The following is a 17242-nucleotide window of genomic DNA, read 5'->3' as shown; positions in this document are numbered from 1 at the left end:
GGTGGCCGGGTGGGCTGTCCTTACACGGTAGGGGGCGTTCCCCGTGCGAACCGGGCGATCACGTTTCGCGCAGGTGAAAGGTGCCCGCGCGGCCGGTTTCTTTATGAACGCAATCCGCAGGAACGCGATGCGCCGACGACGAGTTCCTCGGTCTCGGTCACGGCGGCGACGAGGGCCTCCGGTGCGGCCCGCAGCTCGCCCACCACCGAGTCGATCCCCCGCAGCCCGGCCCGCTCCAGCAGCCGCTTCTCGTTCGTCACCCACTCGCCGCGTGCCGCGAGCACTCCGTGCGCGGCCTGGACGGCGGCCGTCGCGATGGAGCCGGCGGTCTCCGTGAGGCGGCCGTGGGGGGCGTGGTCGGCCTTCGCGTAGGCGAGGGTGGCGCGGGCGGTACCGTGCCAGCGGTCGGCGGCGGTGACGCGCAGCCTGGCCGGGTACTCCGCGGGACGGGGCAGGTCGCCGTGCAGGACCTGGTTGACGGCCAGTTCGGCGACCAGCAGATAGGTGGGGATGCCGGCCAGGTGGAAGAGCAGGGACTCCACCCGGAACCGTCCCGCCTCCGCCTCCGTCAGTTCGCGCTCGACCACGTCCAGGTCCCGGTAGTGGACGTCGACCCGGCGTCCGTCGATGGTCAGCCAGGCACCGCCGTTGAAGACTCCACCGCCCCAGCCCCCGACCTCGGAGACCTCGCCCTCCCAGCCGACCGCGCGCAGGTCGTCCGGATCGAAGGGGCCGCGGTAGTAGATCGCCAGGTCCCAGTCGCTGTCGGGGCGGTGGGTGCCCTGGGCCCGGGAGCCGCCGAGGGCGACCCCCTCCACCGTGGGCAGGGCGGCGAGGCGCTCGGTGGTGCGGGCGAGGAATTCGGCTTCGGAGGACTGGGCCATGCCCTCAGCCTGCCTCAGCCGTCCCGAAGTCCGCTCCCGGGATTTCCGCGAGTCCCTCCGCGATCCGTGGCAACGGCCGCGAAGCGCCGCTGCGTCAGCCCGCATTGCGAGGCCGGCCCGTATCTCCGCCCCCGCGCCGGGCGAGTTCGTGCTCGAGGGGCGCGAGATCGGCGGGCGGCGTGCCTCGTGCACGGCGAGCCGGGGGTGCCGGGTGGTGGTGGAGAGCCGGATGGTGTCGTTGATCAGGGCGTGGCGAGGCCCTGGACCGTGGCGAGGCTCTCGGCGGTGTCCTGCTCCAGGCGGATGCCGTGGGTGTGCAGCGTGCCGCGGGTGAAGTCGATGAGCGACTTCAGCAGCTTCGGGGCGGGCGGGTGCGGGGGCGTGCTGGTGCCCGGCGTGCGGGGTCACCGGGTGGAGGGAGCAGCGGTCGCGGCCCGGCGAGGGAGGCGTCGGCAGGTCGATCGGGTCCCCCGGCCCCGGCGCCTTCGGCTGCGTCGGCGCCGGTTCAGAACCGCCGCCTGGGCCCGCTGCCGAACCGGGCCCCGCCGATTTCCCTGGTCACGGGCCGTTGTCAGTGGCACGCGCTATCAAGGAATCGTAACGCTGTGTGACGACGGGGGGTCGTGGTGATCCAGGACGGCAGGGACAAGGAAGCGAGCGGGCATGGGCGGGGCGGGGAAGCCCAAGGGAGCCCGGCGGACCGGGCGGAGGTGTCGCAGACCCGCACCCATCTGTCGATGGCGGGACTGCGCGCGCGGGGATGGACCCCCGGCATGGTCCGTCAACTGCTCGGCGATCCCGATCTGCTGCGGAGCAATCCGCACTTCGAGTCGGCCCCGCGGACCCGGTTGTATCGCCTCGACCGGGTCGAGACAGCCGAGCGGAGCGAGGAGTTCAGGACCGTTTCGGCAGCCGCGGCCCGCCGGTCGGCCGCCGCACGGGCGGCCGCGCTGCGCCGGCGGCGGGAGGTGGTGGCGCGGATCGCGGCGGAACCCCTCGACGTGCCACGGCCGACCGCGCAACGGCTCGCCGAGCCGGCGGCCGAACACCGCGACCGGCAGGACACACGATGGGCATCCGGCCGGTGGCGGCATGCAACCGGTCCGGCGATAGCGCAAAACGCCGGTCCCCGCGCCGCACTCGACCGGTGGAAGGTCGACTACCTGCGCCATCGGCTGACTCGGTACGACGAGCTCCTGGACGGTCTGCACGGCAGCACAGGACGCGCCGCGGCCGAGGAACTGCTGCACCGCCGCATCTACGCCGCCATCGCCGAGGCGTACCCGGACCTTGCACGGGAGTGCGAACGGCAGTCGGGTGAACGACAGCCGGGTCCACCGGGGGCATGACAGGACCGGACGAGGAGCCCGCAACACAGGGACGGGCTTCGAGGCGGTCCCTACGCTCCGGGCACATGAAGGATGATCAAGCCCTTCGGGTGCACGCACGCCTGACGGCCTCCCCGCTGCCGCGCCCCGTCGCCTTCGGTGAGGGACGGCGGTTCGGCCTGTGGGACCTGGCCTCGCTCACCGAGGGTGCCCTCGGCCCGATCCAGGACCCGGACTCGCTCACCGTGTCGAGCGAGAAGCGACTGCGGCGCGAACTGGGGCCGGCCGGGCGGGAGTACCGGCACGACGACAGGCTCTCGAGGAGGTACTGGATCCGTTCGCCCGGCGAGTGCGGGGGTGGAGTCGTCGGCACCGTCGCCGTCGGCACCCGGCCGACGGGCGCGGACGCGCTCAGCGTCTCCTCGCTCCACGTCCGTCCGGCGGTACGGCGCAGCGGTCTCGCCGGGGCCGTGCTGAACGCGGTGTACGAGGCCTGCCGCGCCGAGGGACTGCACGGGTTCCGTCTGGAGGCGTACTGGACCTGGCAGGAGGCCGTCCGCTACTACCTCGGCCGCGGACTGTGGGTGACCTCGTGGAAGCATGCCCTGGGCTTCGCCCGGCTCTCCTTCCTGCCGGACTACGAGGTCCGGGAAGAAGGCGGCGAGCTGGTGCTGTACGTCGGGGGTGAGCCGCTGCCGGCCGCCGGTGCGGACGGGCGGCGGCTGCTCCTCCGGGAGACCGCCGGCTACCGGCGCCTCACCGGCGGACCCGAGGTGATGTGTCGCGACGCTCGGGCCAGGCTCGCACTTCATCTCGCTGTTGGCGGGCGTCCGTTGGTCCGCGGGGAGGAGGAGTGGGCCCGGGCCGGCTGGTCCTGTGACATCGGAGAGCCGGAGGGGCTGGCCTACAAGATCGGGGTGTTCGAGCGCGTGGCACGCGAGGACGGCCGGCGGGTGGAGAGCCCGTACGCCGACGCGAGCGCCCTCGGTGTCCCGCCGCCCCGAGAATTCGGATGCGCTCAGGGCCGAGGGAACCGATCATCGGGAGGTTGCACCCGCCGTCCCTAGGAGCAGCCGTCATGATCCAGCGCGTGACCGTACCGGCCCTCTTCCCGCCGCCCGCCTATTCCCACGCCTCCGTCGTCGAGGCCGGGACGAAGCTGGCCTTCCTCGCCGGGGCCGTGCCGCTCGACGAGAAGGGGGAGATCGTCGGCCCGGGGGATCCGGTGCGGCAGGCCGAGCAGGTGATCGCCAATCTCCGGGAGCAACTGGACGCCGTCGGGAGCGACTTGGCACATGTGGTCGCGACGGACGTGTACGTGGTGAGCAGCGAGCCCTCGGTGCTGTCCGCGGTGTGGGAGGTCGTGGAGGCCTCCGGGCTGAGCACGGGTCCGCACTCGTCCACGCTGCTCGGGGTCGCCTGCCTCGGCTACACCGGGCAGCTGGTGGAGATCACGGCCACGGCCGTGGTGCCGGAGGAGCGGGGCACGGCCGTGGTGCCGGAGGCGCGGAGCGCGGCCGGGTTGCCGGAGCGGGAGGGGAACCGGTGAGGACGGACGGGGTCGTACTGCGCCGGGCCGTGGCGGCGGACGCCCGGGCCGCCGCGGATGTGTATCTGCGGTCCTTCGGCACCGCCCTGCCCACCGTCGTGCGTGCGCACACCGACGACGAGGTGCGGGAGTACATCCGGGATGTCGTGGTGCCGTTGCGGGAGACCTGGGTGGCGGAGGCCGCCGACGGCGGGATCGTCGGACTGCTGGTGCTGGACGGGGAGTTGCTGTCGCAGCTGTATCTGGCTCCGGAGTGGCGGGGGCGCGGTATCGGTGACCGGTTCGTGGCGCTGGCCAAGGAGCGCAGCCCGGGCGGGCTGACCCTGTGGACCTTCCAGGTCAACAAGCCCGCCCACCGCTTCTACGAGCGCCATGGTTTCGCCGCGGCCGAGTTCACCGACGGCAGCGGGAACGAGGAGCGGGAGCCGGACGTGCGGTACGTCTGGCGGCCGTGAGCCCGGCCGCTTACGCCCACCGTGGCGGCGGGGAGCCACACCTTCCGGCTCACCGTGACGACCGTCCCCATCTCCTCCCCTTGGGCAGCGGCCGGTCGTAACTGCCCGCTCGGCTGGTGGTCAGGCCCAGGGCGACCAGGGACTCGGCGAGCTTGACCGCCGCCGCCACGCCGTCGACCACGGGCACCCCCAGCTTCTCCGCCACCGTCTGCTGCAGTCCCGTCATCCCGGCGCAGCCCAGGACCAGGACCTCGGCGCCCGCGTCCCGGGCCCGCTCGGCCGCCGTCAGGAACGCGGCCTCGGTGCGGCCCGGATCGCCGGCGAGGTCGAGGACGCCGAGGCCGGTGCCGACGACGGCGGCGCAGTTCCGGGCCACACCGGCCGTCTCCAGGCTGTCCTCGATCTGCCCGCGGGAGCGGTCGAGGGTGGTGACGACGCCGTAGCGGCGGCCGAGGAGGCAGGCGAGGTGGGCGGCGGCCTCGGTGATGTCCACGACCGGGACATCCACCAACTCCCGTACGCCTTCCCGGCCGTGCTCGCCGAAGCCGGCCAGGACGACGGCGTCGTACGCGGGCCCGTCGTACGTTCGCAGGGCGTCGAGGACGGCGGCGGCGGAGAGGTAGCTGTCCAGCCAGCCCTCGGCGGACGCCGGGCCCCAGGCGGGGGTCAGGCCGGTCACCGTGGTGGCCGGGCCCGCGGCGGCCCGGGCGCCGCGGACGATCTCCTCGGTCATCTCCTGCGTGGTGTTGCAGTTGGTGACGACGATCCGCACGCCTGTCAGGCCTCCTTCACCGTCGTGGCGCGTTCGCGGCGGGTCAGCAGGGCGTACAGGGCGGCGGCGAGCGCGGTGCCGATGAACCAGGAGTACGGCGCCACGTCGCCGAAGGTCTTCACCAGCGCCACCACGGCGGCCACCGCGGCGGAGGGCAGGAACGCCCACAGCGCCGTCGGGTTGACTCCCTTGCGGTAGTGGTACGCGGTGCCCGGCCGGGCGTCGAACAGCGCGTCGACATCGACCCTGCCGCGCTTGACCCAGTAGTAGTCGACCATGATCACACCGAACAGCGGGCCCAGGAAGGCGCCCAGGCCGCCGAGGAAGTAGTTGACGACGGTCGGGTTGGAGAAGAGGTTCCAGGGGGTGACGACCAGCGCGGCCACCGTGCTGATCATGCCGCCGACCTTGAAGGTGATCTTCTGCGGCCAGACGTTGGCGAGGTCGTACGCCGGTGAGACGAAGTTGGCGACGATGTTGACGCCCATGGTGGCGACCGCGAACGTGAACGCGGCGATCACCAGCACCCAGGTGTTGCCGACCTTGGCGACCAGTTCCGCCGGGTCGGTGATGGCCTGTCCGAACGCTTTCAGCGAGCCGGCCGTGACGATCACCGACACCACGACGAAGGCGGTGGAGTTGATGGGCAGGCCCCAGAAGTTTCCGCGCCGGACGGTCCTGTAGTCGGGCGCGAAGCGGGAGAAGTCACAGAAGTTGAGCATCAGCGTGCCGTAGGTGGCGAGGATGAGGCCGATCGCGCCGAACCACTGCCGCCACTGCTCGCCGGTGGACACCGGGTGCGGGGTGGAGGTGAGCGAGATGCTCCAGTGGGCCTTGGCCAGGACCCAGAGCGCCAGCGCGATCATCACCAGCCAGATCGCCGGACCGCAGAAGTCCTGGAACTTCCGCACGGCTTCCATGCCCTGCCTGATGATCAGCGCCTGGACCAGCCAGAGCGAGACGAAGGAGATCCAGCCGAGCGCGTCCAGGCCGAGGAAGGAGTGGTGGGTGAGGGACGCAAGGCCCGGCCAGGCCGCCAGCAGCATCACGTTCACGGCGACGGAGGCCAGATACGTCTGGATGCCGTACCACATGATGGCGATCACGGCCCTGATCAGGGCGGGGATGTTGGCACCCCAGACGCCGAAGCTGATGCGGCTGACCACCGGGAAGGGCACGCCGTGGCGCTGGCCGATCCTCCCCATCCAGTTCATGCCGGCGTAGATGAGCACAAAGCCGGCGAGCAGGGCGGTGAAGACCTGCCAGACGTTCATGCCGAGGACCAGCAGGCCGGCGGCGAAGGTGTAGTTGCCCAGGTTGTGGACGTCGGACATCCACATGGCGAACAGGTCGAAGACCTTCCAGTTCCGCTGCTGGGCGGGGGCGAGGTCCTCGTTGACGAGACGGGGGTCGGGGACGAACGCGGGGGCGCCGGTGGCTTCGGCGCGATCGGCGAGGGACACGGGGCCTCCTGGACGGGGGACGAAGGGGCCATACCGCAGGAACTCGGACGGGCTGCAGGCAGGGGCACCCACAGCGAGCCGCGTTTGGTATACCAAACAGTTGACATGGTGCCGCCGTCAAGCGTCCGGACCGATGTCGTTGCCGTTACGGCCCCGTAAAAGTCGCCCCGTGTCGGCGAAGATGGGCTCATGACGAAGATCGAACCCCTGGGCGCGGTGCGGGAGCGCGTCCTGGCGAGCCTGCGGGAGGACATCATCGCCGGGCGCCTCGGACCCGGTGACCGGCTCGTCGAACGGGAGCTCGCCGAGCGGTTCGGCGTCTCCCGGGTGCCGGTGCGGGAAGCGATCCGCGCGCTGGTCGCCGAGGGCTTCGTCCACTTCGAGTCGGCCCGCCGCACGGTGGTGCGCCGGCTGAACCCGACCGACGTCCGGGAACTCTTCGAGCTGCGCGAGGCGTTGGAGGTGTACGCGGCGGGACTGGCGGCGTCCCGGGTGACCCCCGAGGCCCTGGCGGAGCTGCGGGATCTGCTCGACCAGGCGGCGCGGGCGACGAAGGAGGGCGACGCCGAGGCGATCACGGACATCAACACACGCTTCCACGACCGCATCCGCGCCCTGGCCGGCAACAGCCTGCTGATCTCGGTCATGGAGCCGGTCGACGGCCGCCTGCGCTGGCTCACCCGGCGGAACGAGGAGTGGCCCCAACTCCTCACCGAGCACCGTGAGTTGTACGAGGCGATCGCCTCCGGCGACCCCGACCGCGCCCGCGCCCACGCGCTCGAACACGTCCGCGCCAACTACCGCTCGACGGTACGGCACCTGTTCGGAACCGATCCCGCCGACGCCGGCTGAAGACCCACCAGCACCCCCGACGGCCCACCCCGGATCCCTGACGGCACCGGTCCGCTCGCGAGGGACCAGGGAGGGCTGCCGACGGGCGGTTGTCCGCTCGTGATGGACCGATACGGGATGCTGACGGGCGCCGGTCGGCTGCCGGTGGACCGCCGCAGGGCCGTGACCGGCACCAGCCGGCTCCGAGGGAGGGCCGCAGGCAGCTCCGGCGGGCGGCTATCGGATTCTGGTGGACCGGTGCGGGCTCCTGGGCGGGCGCCGGTCGGCTGCCGGTGGACCGCTGGACGGACCGTCGCGGGCCCTCTGGCGGGCGGCTGTCGGTCGAGGGCGGCTCTGCTCGCGGCCGGTCACCGCAGTCCGGCCGCCTGCGCCGCCGTGCCCAGCACCTCGCGGAGCATCTCCGCGGTGAGCCGGCCGGTGAAGGTGTTGCGCTGGCTGACGTGAAAGCAGCCGAAAAGGTCCAGGCCGTCGAGCGCGACCCGGGTGCCGTGGGCGAAGGCCGGGCGGGGGCGGGGCACGGTCCAGCCCGCCTCGCTGAACGCAGGCAATGCGGCCTGCCAGCCGAAGGCACCGAGCACGACCGCGGCCCTCAGCGTCGGGCGCAGCAGCCTCAGCTCCTGGACCAGCCAGGGGCGGCAGGTGTCCCGCTCGCCCGGGGTCGGCTTGTTGGCGGGCGGGGCGCAGTGCACGGGCGCGGTGACACGGACGCCGTACAGCTCCAGCCCGTCGTCGGCACTGACGGACGTGGGCTGCGAGGCGAGCCCCTCGTCGTACAGTGCCCGGTAGAGCACGTCTCCGGAGCGATCGCCGGTGAACATCCGCCCGGTGCGGTTGCCGCCGTGCGCGGCGGGGGCCAGCCCGATGATCACCAGCCGTGCGTCGGCGGGGCCGAAGCCGGGCACCGGCCGCCCCCAGTACGTCCAGTCGGCGAACCCGGCCCGCTTCGTGCGGGCCACCTCCTCACGCCACTCGACCAGCCGAGGACAGGCCCGGCAGTCCGCGACCCGCCGGTCCAGCCGGGCGAGGGCGCTGCTGTCGTCCATAGGGCCACCGTATGCCCCATCCGCTCCGGTGAACGCCGTGCCCGGCGCCACGACCCCGCGGTTCAGCACTGGCAGGATCACCGGCAGCGGCCACGCGAACCGCGGGTGTCCGCCGTAGCCCGCCCCCACCGGCCGCGCCCCTGATCCGCACAGGCGCCCCCAGCCCACGGCACCCCGGCGCCCGGGGAAAATCGCCTCCGGCTCACCCGGCTCGGAGAGTTAAGGTCGGGGGCATGGCTTCCGAGGATGCGGACGAGAACGTGAACCGTGGGACCGGCGGACCGGACCGGCCCGAGCCCGCGCAGGACGCTCAGGACGTTCAGGCTGCCCAGGTCGGCCACGGCTCCGGCGCCTCCGCCGGGCAGCCCGTCGATCCGAAGGTCGCCGCCGCGGTGGCCGCCGCCGAGGCCGCGGGACCGGCCAAGGGCGAGACGGTCCGGATCGACAGCTGGATCTGGGCCGTGCGTCTGATCAAGACGCGTTCCCTGGGCGCCACCGCCTGCCGGGGCGGCCACGTCCATGTGAACGGCGAGCGGGTGAAGCCCGCCTACTCCGTGCGCGTCGGCGACGAGGTGCGCCTGCGGCACGAGGGCCGGGAACGGATCGTGATCGTCAAGCGCCTGATCCGCAAGCGGGTCGGTGCCCCCGTGGCCGCCCAGTGCTACATCGACAACTCCCCTCCGCCTCCGCCCCGCGAGGCCGTCGCCCCCGCCGGCCTTCGTGACCGCGGCACCGGCCGCCCCACCAAGCGCGACCGTCGCGAGATGGAACGCCTCCGCGACCTCGCGGGCCCGGGCCACGTCCCGGGCGGCTTCGGCGCCTTCGGCGGCGCCGCAGGCCCCGGCGGGTCCGGTGGGCACGGTCGATCCGGCGAGTCCGGTGGGCCTGGCGGGCCCGGGTCCGGGTCCGGGTCCGGGTCCGGGTCCGGGTCCGGCAGGCATGGTGGATCTCGGTCCGGCGGGAGCGGTGGGCGTCGCCCGGGACGGTGATCCGAAGGCGCTGCCACGTCGTGTGCACGCCGCCCATGCACGCATGAACACCCGTGCACTCATGCACTCATGCACACGCGGGCGGGGATGCGACGCATGCACACGCCGGTGCCGTCGGCCGGGCCCCCCGCGCCCGGCCGGCGGCGCCGGCGCCGTGCACCCGGGTCACCGTCGCCGCACCAACCGCAGCAGTTCCCCGTTGTACCCGCGCCGCGCCCAGGCGATCAGGAGGAGCGGCACCATCAGGATCAGCGGGGTCGCCGCGTACTGTCCGTCGAAGACGGTGAGCTGGACGATGAACGCGCCCACCATCAGCGCGCTGAGCGCGATCGCCGCAACGGACTGCAGCACGGGGATCAACAGCGCGACGGCTCCGGCGAGTTCCAGCGCGCCGATGGTGTACATGGCCCCGCTGCCCCAGCCGATCTTGTCGAAGGACTCGACGGCCGAGGGGTGTGCGATGAGCTTGGGCAGCGCGCTCGCGATGCCGTAGAACAGCGCGAGCAGCACCTGCACGGTGCGCAGCGTGACGCGGGCCGCGCGCCTCCGGCCGCCGAGGGAGCCGGTGGAGGCGACGGGAGCGGTGCGGGCGGCGGAAGCGGTGGTCTCGGACATGAGGGTCTCCTGGGGAAGCGGTGCCGATTGCTTTCACCGGGGTAGACCCGACAGGGTCCGGAAACTCATCGCTCTCCGGCCGCCCTGTGCGACCGAGTGCCCTCTATCCCCTCAGTACCGCCCGCACCCAGGTCCGGTCCGGTGTCAGATACGCGTCCACCTCCAGCCCCGCTTCACCCAGTGCCGACTCGAACTGCTCCTTGGTCAGCGGCCGGGCCAGGAACGTCTGGGTCCACTGCGCGTCCGGGAAGTCGTACTCGACGTGGACCGAGTTCACTCCGTTGCCGACCGGCTCCGCGGAGACGATCCGTACGGTGAAGCCGCTCGGGTCGGCCCGCTCCCTGGGCACGTTCGTGTGGTAGTCCTCGCCCTCCCGCTGGATGAGCACGCAGCCGTCCTTGGCCACATGCCGGGCGCAGGTGCGCAGCAGGCCTCTGCGCACCTCCTCGTCACCGGCGTGGACCAGGAACGACGCGAGCATCACCACGTCGAACTTCTCGCCGCCCAGGTCGAGTTGCTCGATGGGTCCGCATATCGTGCGCGCCCCGCGGACCCGGCTCAGCATGTCGGCGGACTCGTCCACCGCCGTGACCGTGAAGCCGCGCTCGAGCAGGGGGTGGGTCATCCGGCCCACTCCGCTGCCCAGTTCCAGGATGTGTGCCCCGGCCGGTACCGCCGCGGCGATGATGTCGGGCTCGTCGCCGACCGGCAGCCGCTCGTAGAGCTCGACCGCGCAGCCGTCCGGGGTGATCGCACCGGGTCCCGTGCCCTCGTGTCCCTCACGCATTTCGACCGTCATGCCCGAACAACGGACCGCCCTCGCACGGCCGTTCCCGTCCCACCACAGTTCACTCGTTCGAGTTGATCCGCGCTATTCGGCCGGGAACGGAAACCAGCCGTGCCCGATGTACCAGTGGCCGCCCGCCCGCAGATGGTCCCCCACGGCCCGCTCCACGGACGTGCGGCGCGGCAGGTCCGCCACCGGCAGGTCGGGGTCGCCGAAGACGAACTGGACGGGTTCGGTGTCGGACGGCTCGGCGTCCTCGCGGACGGTGCGGAACCGTTCCTGGAAACGGACGATGTTGGAGTCGGCCGGCAGGTACCGCCTCAACTGCGGGTCCAGCAGCCAGGAGTGGCACACTGCGGCCACCGGCCGCTCCTCGGGAAAGTGCACGGTGAAGAACTCGCGGGCCCGGGCCAGGGAGCGGTCGCAGGCGGACGGGGACAGCGGACCGTGGAGGTCGGGAATGTGCAGGCACAGGCAGTCCGTGCCGGGAAGCGCGTCGAGCCCCGCCGCCGCGAGCACGGAGGCCGTGCGCTGCCCGAGCCGCGCCCGCTCGAACTGCAGTCGGCCCAGCTGGTACAGCTCACCGCGGAAGTGGCGGACGAGCCAGTGCCACGACTGCACTCCGGTCGTACCGTGCCGTCTGCGGTGCACGGCCATCTGACGGCCCAGGTCGGCCAGGGTGCGGCGGGACATCTCGGGCGGGATGCCGCGTTCCCGGTGCCGGGCGAGGGTGTGCGGGGCCGCGGCGACGAAGACGTACACGGCGAAGAGGCCGTTCAGTTCGGCCGGTGCCGCGTCGAGGAGTTCGGCGAGCCCGGGGGTGCGGCCGGTCTCCTCCGGATCGCGGAACAGTTCCTCGACGCACTCCTCCAGGAGTCTCAGCGCTGCCGGGTCACCGGTCACCCGGCGCCGGCCGGCCACCAGATCGTTGATGTCCTCGTGCGGCACGGCCAGGTCGAGGAGCAGTTCGGGCAGGTCGTCGGCGTCCGGCAGCAATGGATCCCCCTTCGACGAGCGACGGACGAGCGCCGTTGGTGAACGTCGTCCCCGAAGAGTACGTTGCAGTCAGGAGTGATGGTCCGATGCGTACGGGCAGTGAACCGGTGACCGCGCGCAGTGCTCTGCGGGCGCGGTTCTGGCTGTGCGTGTGGGGACTGGCCTGGTCGGTCTTCGGCACGGTGGCGTTCGCGCTCGTCGGGCGCCCCGGCTGGGCGGCGGCCTGCGGGGTGCTGTGGCTGGTGGTCACCGTCGACATGGCCATGATCGTCAGACACATCCGGCAGGGGCCGCACTACCAGCCGGGCCGTGACGTGCCGCCGTACCAGCCGCCGGACGGCGGACCGCCGTATCCGAGCCCGCCGAGGCACCGGCACCCGTGAGCGACCCGGCGCGGCACGATCGGCTCGGTCGCTCAGTCGTCGGAGCCGGTCGTGGATCGAAGGTCAGTCGTCGAAGCGTGCCGCCCTCACGTACTGCGGGTTCGGGTCCAGTGCGGCCGCGAGACGGAAATGGCGTTTGGCCTGGTCGTGGCGGCCCTGGCGTTCGTAGGTGCGGGCCAGTGCGAAGTGCGCGAACGCGTTGTCCGGCTCGCGCTCCAGCACGATCGTGAACTCCAGCTCGGCGGGACGCAGTTGTGCCGCGGCGAAGAACGCACGCGCGCGGAGCAGCCGGGCCGCGGTGTTCTCCGGGTGCGCGGCGATGACTCCGTCGAGCAGCTTCACCGCACCCCGCGGATCCCGTGAGTTGAGCAGTTGCTCGGCTGCACGGAAGTCGATGACATGTGTCTCCGGAGTACGTCCGGTGGAACCACTGGTCTCGGGCACGGCAGAGTCCTTCCCTCACTCCGCCCGTTCAACGCACGAGGAGAGGGCCGCTATTCCTGCCCATGCCCACGCTACTCCGCGTTACTCCGCGGTGCTCTCGCGAGCGCGCCGTACGAGCTCCTCCCACACCTCGGCGACACGCTTGTGCAGCGCCTCCAGCGGCACGTCGTTGTCGATCACGATGTCCGCGATCTGTCTGCGCTGCTCGCGGGTCGCCTGCGCGGCCATACGCGCGCGTGCGTCCTCCTCGGTCATCCCGCGCAGCCGGACCAGCCGGTCGAGCTGGGTCTCGGGGCTCGCGTCCACGACGATCACGAGGTCGTACAGCGGCGCCAGGCCGTTCTCGGTGAGGAGGGGCACGTCGTGGACCACCACGGCGTCGGCGGCCGCGGCCTCCTCCAGCTCGCGGGAGTGGACGCCCACCAGGGGGTGCACGATCGAGTTGAGGACGGCGAGTCTGTCGGGGTCGGCGAAGACGATCGAGCCCAGCCTGGGCCGGTCCAGGCTGCCGTCCGCGGTGAGGACGTCCTCGCCGAAGGCCTCGACCACGGCGGCGAGACCGGGGGTGCCCGGCGCCACGACCTCGCGCGCGATGCGGTCCGCGTCGATCAGCACGGCGCCGTGCTCCACGAGCAGCCGCGACACCTCGCTCTTGCCGGCGCCGATCCCACCGGTCAGGCCCACTTTCAGCATGAGCGCCAGCTTAGGCTCTGCCACTGACAACGGGACCGGCGGAGGTCAGTTGTCGCCTTCGCGCTCCGCCAGGAACCGCTCGAACTCGCGCCCGATCTCGTCGGCCGACGGGATGTCCACGGGCTCGGCGAGCATGTTGCCCCGGGTCTCGGCGCCCGCTGCGGCGTCGTACTGGTGCTCCAGACCCTGGACGAGCGCGGTGAGTTCCTCGTCGCCCTCCTGGATCTGCCGGTCGATCTCCGTCTGGGTGCGGTACGCGTCCGTGCGCAGTGAGTGCGCGATGCCCGGGAGGACCAGCCCGGTGGCGGCCGTGATGGCCTCCAGGACGGTCAGGGCGGCATCCGGGTACCCCGAGCGGGCGATGTAGTGCGGGACGTGCGCGGCGACGCCCAGGACGTCGTGCCCGGCCTCCATCAGGCGGTACTCCACGAGCGACTCGGCGCTGCCGGGCACCTGGGCCTCCTCGAAGGGGCTGCGGTGGCCCGGGACGAGGTCGGTGCGGTTGCCGTGCGGGGTGAGACCCACCGGCCGGGTGTGCGGGACGCCCATGGGGATGCCGTGGAAGTTCACGGAGAGGCGGACGCCGAGCCGCTCCACGATCTGCCGCACGGCCGCCGCGAACCGCTCCCACTCCACGTCCGGCTCGGGCCCGGAGAGCAGCAGGAAGGGGGCGCCCGTGGTGTCCTGGACGAGGCGGACCTCGATGGCCGGGACCTCGTAGTCGGTCCAGCGGTCCCGCTTGAAGGTCAGCAGGGGACGGCGGGCCCGGTAGTCCACGAGCCGGTCGTGGTCGAAACGGGCGACGAGCTGGTGGGGCAGTGAGTCGAGCAGCCGGTCGACGATCTGGTCCCCGGTCTCGCCCGCGTCGATGTATCCGTCGAAGTGGTAGAGCATGACAAGGCCGGCCGACTCCTGGGCGAGCGCCATGTCGACAACGGCGAGGCCCTTCGGCTCCCATGCGTACAAACCCTGCGGATCAAGCACTGTGACCGCTCCTCCTCGTGTTCCTCATGGACAACGCGCCCTGGAACGCGGGCATTCCCGCAACCGGCCACTGATCAGGGCTGTCGCTCCGGCCGCCTTGACGCACCGTCATCCGGTTTCCCCCGAACACGCCTGAGGGGCCGCACCTCGAAAGGTGCGGCCCCTCAGGACCGGCTATCGGCTAAGCCCAGCGGCCGGTGTTCAGCTCTGGCCGCCGGCCAGCTTCTCGCGCAGGGCGGCGAGCGCCTCGTCCGAGGCCAGCGCACCGGAGGTGTCGGCGCCCTCGGAGGAGTACGAACCGCCGGTCGCGGCCGGAGCGGCAGCCTCGCCGCCACCCTCGGCGGCAGCGGCAGCGTCGGCCTCGCGGGACTTGATGACCTGCTGCTGGTGCTGCTCGAAGCGGGCCTGCGCCTCGGCGTACTGGCGCTCCCACTCCTCGCGCTGCTTCTCGTAGCCCGGCAGCCAGTCGTTGGTCTCCGGGTCGAAGCCCTCGGGGTAGATGTAGTTGCCCTGGTCGTCGTAGGACGCGGCCATGCCGTACAGGGTCGGGTCGAACTCGACCTCCTCCGGGTGGGCACCGAAGGACTCGTTGGCCTGCTTCAGCGAGAGGCTGATGCGGCGACGCTCGAGGTCGATGTCGATGACCTTGACGAAGATCTCGTCGTTGACCTGGACGACCTGCTCCGGGATCTCCACGTGGCGCTCGGCCAGCTCGGAGATGTGGACCAGACCCTCGATGCCCTCGTCCACGCGGACGAACGCACCGAACGGCACCAGCTTCGTGACCTTGCCGGGCACGACCTGGCCGATCTGGTGGGTGCGGGCGAACTGCTGCCACGGGTCTTCCTGGGTCGCCTTCAGCGACAGGGAGACGCGCTCGCGGTCCATGTCGACGTCGAGAACCTCGACGGTGACCTCCTGGCCGACCTCGACGACCTCGGACGGGTGGTCGATGTGCTTCCAGGACAGCTCGGAGACGTGGACCAGACCGTCGACGCCACCCAGGTCCACGAAGGCACCGAAGTTGACGATCGAGGAGACGACACCGGAGCGGACCTGACCCTTCTGGAGGGTCGTGAGGAACGTCTGGCGGACCTCGGACTGGGTCTGCTCGAGCCAGGCGCGGCGGGACAGGACCACGTTGTTGCGGTTCTTGTCCAGCTCGATGATCTTGGCCTCGAGCTCCTTGCCGACGTACGGCTGAAGGTCGCGGACACGGCGCATCTCGACCAGGGAGGCCGGGAGGAAGCCACGGAGGCCGATGTCGAGGATGAGACCACCCTTGACGACCTCGATGACGGTACCGGTGACGATGCCGTCCTCTTCCTTGATCTTCTCGATGGTGCCCCAGGCACGCTCGTACTGGGCGCGCTTCTTCGAGAGGATCAGGCGGCCTTCCTTGTCCTCCTTCTGGAGGACCAGGGCCTCGATCTCGTCGCCGACGGCCACGACCTCGTTCGGGTCGACGTCGTGCTTGATCGAGAGCTCGCGGCTCGGGATGACACCTTCGGTCTTGTAACCGATGTCGAGCAGGACCTCGTCCCGGTCGACCTTCACGATGACGCCGTCGACGATGTCGCCGTCGTTGAAGTACTTGATCGTCTCGTCGATCGCGGCGAGGAAGGCTTCCTCGTTACCGATGTCGTTGACCGCTACCTGCGGGGTGGTGGCGGTGGTCTCGGTGCTGCTCGTCATGTGGGAAAGGGCTCCGGTACGGACATTGAAGTCGTAGGTACTGCTTACGCCGGGAGCCCGTTTCGCTCTGCAGAAGCCGGACAGCCAAGGAAGCGCCCCACCAGATACTGGTGATGGCGCCTCGACAACCGAGGGGACATACAACAGATGCGAGCGCAGCCTGCTACGTCTGAGGAGCGCAGGCCCGCAGCGCAACTTGTAGCATACGGGGGCAGCCGGGCATGGTCAATGCGCGAAGGCGCACACCCGTGGCAGATCGCCGCATAACCGGCAGAAGAAACGTCCTTTGAGGCCGCGCAGGCCTGCGGGACCGCCTCCGTGTCGGACCCTGGCGGGTTGGACGGAAGAGTACGACGAGGGAGCCGATCATCCAAGAGCCGAAAGCGTACGAGCCCGAGGGATCCGAGGCGTACGAGCCCGAGGCGACACGCCGTGACGCCGGTGTCGCGGAGAGCACACGGGCGAACCGGGGCTGGTGGGACCGCAACGCGGACGAGTACCAGGTCGAGCACGGCACGTTCCTCGGCGACGACCGCTTCGTGTGGGGTCCGGAGGGCCTGGACGAGGTGGAGGCCGAGCTGCTCGGCCCGCCGGAGGAGCTGAAGGGCAAGATAATCCTGGAGATCGGCGCGGGCGCGGCACAGTGCGCGCGCTGGCTGGCCGCCCAGGGGGCCCGCCCCGTGGCGCTGGACCTCTCGCACCGCCAGCTCCAGCACGCCCTGCGGATCGGTGGATCGTTTCCGCTGGTCTGTGCGGACGCCGGGGCGCTGCCCTTCGCGGACGGCGCCTTCGACCTGGCCTGCTCCGCGTACGGGGCGCTGCCGTTCGTCGCCGACCCGCGGCTGGTGCTCGGCGAGGTGCGCCGGGTGCTGCGTCCGGGTGGCCGGTTCGTCTTCTCGGTGACGCATCCGATCCGCTGGGCGTTCCCGGACGAGCCGGGCCCCGAGGGCCTGTCGGTGTCGTCCTCCTACTTCGACCGCACGCCCTACGTGGAGCAGGACGAGGAGGGCCGCGCGGTCTACGTCGAGCACCACAGGACGCTCGGCGACCGTGTCCGGGACGTCGTGGCGTCCGGCTTCCGCCTGGTGGACCTGGTGGAGCCGGAGTGGCCGGCCTGGAACACCGCGGAGTGGGGCGGCTGGTCCCCGCTGCGGGGCCGTCTGATCCCGGGGACGGCGATCTTCGTGTGCGAGCGGGACTGACCTCCCGCCTCTGTGCAGATCTCCCACCCCTGTACATGCGGGCACGCGCGTGTGCGGGCGTTTGCGTGTGCGCGCGTGAGGGCCGGTCTCGCCGTCGTACGACACTGG

At 71.6% G+C, this 17242-nt stretch carries 19 protein-coding genes; 8 read left to right on the top strand and 11 right to left on the bottom strand.

Annotated features, from left to right (window positions below; genetic code table 11):
* Positions 1 to 101 precede the first annotated feature (101 nt).
* The gene (locus tag ACWDEN_RS14235) at positions 102 to 884 is read right to left on the bottom strand and encodes a nucleotidyltransferase domain-containing protein (protein ID WP_351612120.1); all 783 of its coding nucleotides are present in this window, start codon (positions 882 to 884) and stop codon (positions 102 to 104) included.
* A 710-nt stretch (positions 885 to 1594) separates the two neighbouring features.
* Between ACWDEN_RS14235 and ACWDEN_RS14230 the strand changes: the two genes are divergently transcribed.
* The 4 genes from ACWDEN_RS14230 (at position 1595) to ACWDEN_RS14215 (ending at position 4216) form a co-directional block, all read left to right on the top strand.
* A complete protein-coding gene (locus ACWDEN_RS14230; protein ID WP_351612118.1) occupies positions 1595 to 2233 on the top strand; it encodes a hypothetical protein in 639 nt (212 codons plus the stop codon).
* Positions 2234 to 2298: 65 nt separating this feature from the next.
* The gene (locus tag ACWDEN_RS14225) at positions 2299 to 3279 is read left to right on the top strand and encodes a GNAT family N-acetyltransferase (protein WP_351612117.1); all 981 of its coding nucleotides are present in this window, start codon (positions 2299 to 2301) and stop codon (positions 3277 to 3279) included.
* A gap of 11 nt (positions 3280 to 3290) precedes the next feature.
* Complete coding sequence (locus tag ACWDEN_RS14220) at positions 3291 to 3761, top strand: RidA family protein (protein ID WP_351612115.1); 471 nt, start codon at positions 3291 to 3293, stop codon at positions 3759 to 3761.
* Positions 3758 to 4216: a GNAT family N-acetyltransferase gene (locus tag ACWDEN_RS14215; protein WP_351612112.1), complete on the top strand. Its 459-nt coding sequence runs from the start codon at positions 3758 to 3760 to the stop codon at positions 4214 to 4216. The genes ACWDEN_RS14220 and ACWDEN_RS14215 overlap by 4 nt, the downstream gene beginning before the upstream one ends.
* Positions 4217 to 4265: 49 nt before the next feature.
* Here the strand turns inward: ACWDEN_RS14215 and ACWDEN_RS14210 are convergent, their stop codons facing one another.
* Both ACWDEN_RS14210 and ACWDEN_RS14205 read right to left on the bottom strand, forming a co-directional pair.
* Positions 4266 to 4988 carry an aspartate/glutamate racemase family protein gene (locus ACWDEN_RS14210; RefSeq protein ID WP_351612109.1) on the bottom strand — a complete coding sequence of 241 codons (723 nt, stop codon included), beginning with the start codon at positions 4986 to 4988 and terminating at the stop codon, positions 4266 to 4268.
* A gap of 5 nt (positions 4989 to 4993) precedes the next feature.
* Positions 4994 to 6451: an NCS1 family nucleobase:cation symporter-1 gene (locus ACWDEN_RS14205; protein ID WP_351612106.1), complete on the bottom strand. Its 1458-nt coding sequence runs from the start codon at positions 6449 to 6451 to the stop codon at positions 4994 to 4996.
* A gap of 189 nt (positions 6452 to 6640) precedes the next feature.
* Between ACWDEN_RS14205 and ACWDEN_RS14200 the strand changes: the two genes are divergently transcribed.
* On the top strand, positions 6641 to 7303 hold the full coding sequence (locus tag ACWDEN_RS14200) for a GntR family transcriptional regulator (RefSeq protein ID WP_351612104.1): 663 nt from the start codon (positions 6641 to 6643) through the stop codon (positions 7301 to 7303).
* A 347-nt stretch (positions 7304 to 7650) separates the two neighbouring features.
* Here the strand turns inward: ACWDEN_RS14200 and ACWDEN_RS14195 are convergent, their stop codons facing one another.
* A complete protein-coding gene (locus ACWDEN_RS14195; RefSeq protein WP_351612102.1) occupies positions 7651 to 8346 on the bottom strand; it encodes a uracil-DNA glycosylase in 696 nt (231 codons plus the stop codon).
* 233 nt (positions 8347 to 8579) lie between these two features.
* Here ACWDEN_RS14195 and ACWDEN_RS14190 point away from each other — a divergent pair, with 233 nt between their 5' ends.
* On the top strand, positions 8580 to 9335 hold the full coding sequence (locus ACWDEN_RS14190) for an RNA-binding S4 domain-containing protein (RefSeq protein WP_450859087.1): 756 nt from the start codon (positions 8580 to 8582) through the stop codon (positions 9333 to 9335).
* Between the two features lie 165 nt (positions 9336 to 9500).
* On the opposite strand, the gene ACWDEN_RS14185 is transcribed toward ACWDEN_RS14190, so the two are convergent.
* The 3 genes from ACWDEN_RS14185 to ACWDEN_RS14175 all read right to left on the bottom strand — a co-directional run bounded on the left by ACWDEN_RS14185 (position 9501) and on the right by ACWDEN_RS14175 (position 11733).
* Complete coding sequence (locus ACWDEN_RS14185; protein WP_351612097.1) at positions 9501 to 9950, bottom strand: DoxX family protein; 450 nt, start codon at positions 9948 to 9950, stop codon at positions 9501 to 9503.
* 103 nt (positions 9951 to 10053) lie between these two features.
* The gene (locus ACWDEN_RS14180) at positions 10054 to 10737 is read right to left on the bottom strand and encodes a class I SAM-dependent methyltransferase (protein ID WP_450859084.1); all 684 of its coding nucleotides are present in this window, start codon (positions 10735 to 10737) and stop codon (positions 10054 to 10056) included.
* 84 nt (positions 10738 to 10821) lie between these two features.
* Positions 10822 to 11733, bottom strand: a complete 912-nt coding sequence (locus ACWDEN_RS14175; RefSeq protein WP_450859082.1) for an acyltransferase domain-containing protein — start codon at positions 11731 to 11733, stop codon at positions 10822 to 10824.
* 86 nt (positions 11734 to 11819) lie between these two features.
* Between ACWDEN_RS14175 and ACWDEN_RS14170 the strand changes: the two genes are divergently transcribed.
* On the top strand, positions 11820 to 12116 hold the full coding sequence (locus tag ACWDEN_RS14170; RefSeq protein WP_351612090.1) for a DUF6343 family protein: 297 nt from the start codon (positions 11820 to 11822) through the stop codon (positions 12114 to 12116).
* A gap of 63 nt (positions 12117 to 12179) precedes the next feature.
* Here the strand turns inward: ACWDEN_RS14170 and ACWDEN_RS14165 are convergent, their stop codons facing one another.
* The 4 genes from ACWDEN_RS14165 to rpsA form a co-directional block, all read right to left on the bottom strand.
* On the bottom strand, positions 12180 to 12560 hold the full coding sequence (locus ACWDEN_RS14165; RefSeq protein ID WP_351612087.1) for a tetratricopeptide repeat protein: 381 nt from the start codon (positions 12558 to 12560) through the stop codon (positions 12180 to 12182).
* An 81-nt stretch (positions 12561 to 12641) separates the two neighbouring features.
* Positions 12642 to 13253 (bottom strand): dephospho-CoA kinase, encoded by a 612-nt coding sequence (gene coaE / locus ACWDEN_RS14160; RefSeq protein WP_450859079.1) that lies wholly within the window; start codon positions 13251 to 13253, stop codon positions 12642 to 12644.
* Between the two features lie 45 nt (positions 13254 to 13298).
* The gene (locus ACWDEN_RS14155; RefSeq protein ID WP_351612081.1) at positions 13299 to 14237 is read right to left on the bottom strand and encodes a PAC2 family protein; all 939 of its coding nucleotides are present in this window, start codon (positions 14235 to 14237) and stop codon (positions 13299 to 13301) included.
* Between the two features lie 201 nt (positions 14238 to 14438).
* Positions 14439 to 15932 carry a 30S ribosomal protein S1 gene (gene rpsA / locus ACWDEN_RS14150; protein WP_055707059.1) on the bottom strand — a complete coding sequence of 498 codons (1494 nt, stop codon included), beginning with the start codon at positions 15930 to 15932 and terminating at the stop codon, positions 14439 to 14441.
* A 365-nt stretch (positions 15933 to 16297) separates the two neighbouring features.
* Here rpsA and ACWDEN_RS14145 point away from each other — a divergent pair, with 365 nt between their 5' ends.
* Positions 16298 to 17134: a class I SAM-dependent methyltransferase gene (locus tag ACWDEN_RS14145; RefSeq protein ID WP_450859128.1), complete on the top strand. Its 837-nt coding sequence runs from the start codon at positions 16298 to 16300 to the stop codon at positions 17132 to 17134.
* The last annotated feature ends 108 nt before the right edge of the window (positions 17135 to 17242 follow it).

The sequence above is a fragment of the Streptomyces sp. NPDC001153 genome, from assembly GCF_053598315.1.
This window is presented reverse-complemented; position numbering and strand designations above follow the sequence as displayed.

Bases quoted from the DNA above. Each gene is read 5' to 3' on its own strand.
- ACWDEN_RS14170 (WP_351612090.1), top strand. From the start codon at position 11,820: ATGCGTACGGGCAGTGAACCGGTGACCGCGCGCAGTGCTCTGCGGGCG.
- ACWDEN_RS14195 (WP_351612102.1), bottom strand. From the start codon at position 8,346: ATGGACGACAGCAGCGCCCTCGCCCGGCTGGACCGGCGGGTCGCGGAC.
- ACWDEN_RS14220 (WP_351612115.1), top strand. From the start codon at position 3,291: ATGATCCAGCGCGTGACCGTACCGGCCCTCTTCCCGCCGCCCGCCTAT.
- ACWDEN_RS14225 (WP_351612117.1), top strand. From the start codon at position 2,299: ATGAAGGATGATCAAGCCCTTCGGGTGCACGCACGCCTGACGGCCTCC.
- ACWDEN_RS14190 (WP_450859087.1), top strand. From the start codon at position 8,580: ATGGCTTCCGAGGATGCGGACGAGAACGTGAACCGTGGGACCGGCGGA.
- ACWDEN_RS14235 (WP_351612120.1), bottom strand. From the start codon at position 884: ATGGCCCAGTCCTCCGAAGCCGAATTCCTCGCCCGCACCACCGAGCGC.
- ACWDEN_RS14185 (WP_351612097.1), bottom strand. From the start codon at position 9,950: ATGTCCGAGACCACCGCTTCCGCCGCCCGCACCGCTCCCGTCGCCTCC.
- coaE (WP_450859079.1), bottom strand. From the start codon at position 13,253: ATGCTGAAAGTGGGCCTGACCGGTGGGATCGGCGCCGGCAAGAGCGAG.
- rpsA (WP_055707059.1), bottom strand. From the start codon at position 15,932: ATGACGAGCAGCACCGAGACCACCGCCACCACCCCGCAGGTAGCGGTC.
- ACWDEN_RS14180 (WP_450859084.1), bottom strand. From the start codon at position 10,737: ATGCGTGAGGGACACGAGGGCACGGGACCCGGTGCGATCACCCCGGAC.
- ACWDEN_RS14200 (WP_351612104.1), top strand. From the start codon at position 6,641: ATGACGAAGATCGAACCCCTGGGCGCGGTGCGGGAGCGCGTCCTGGCG.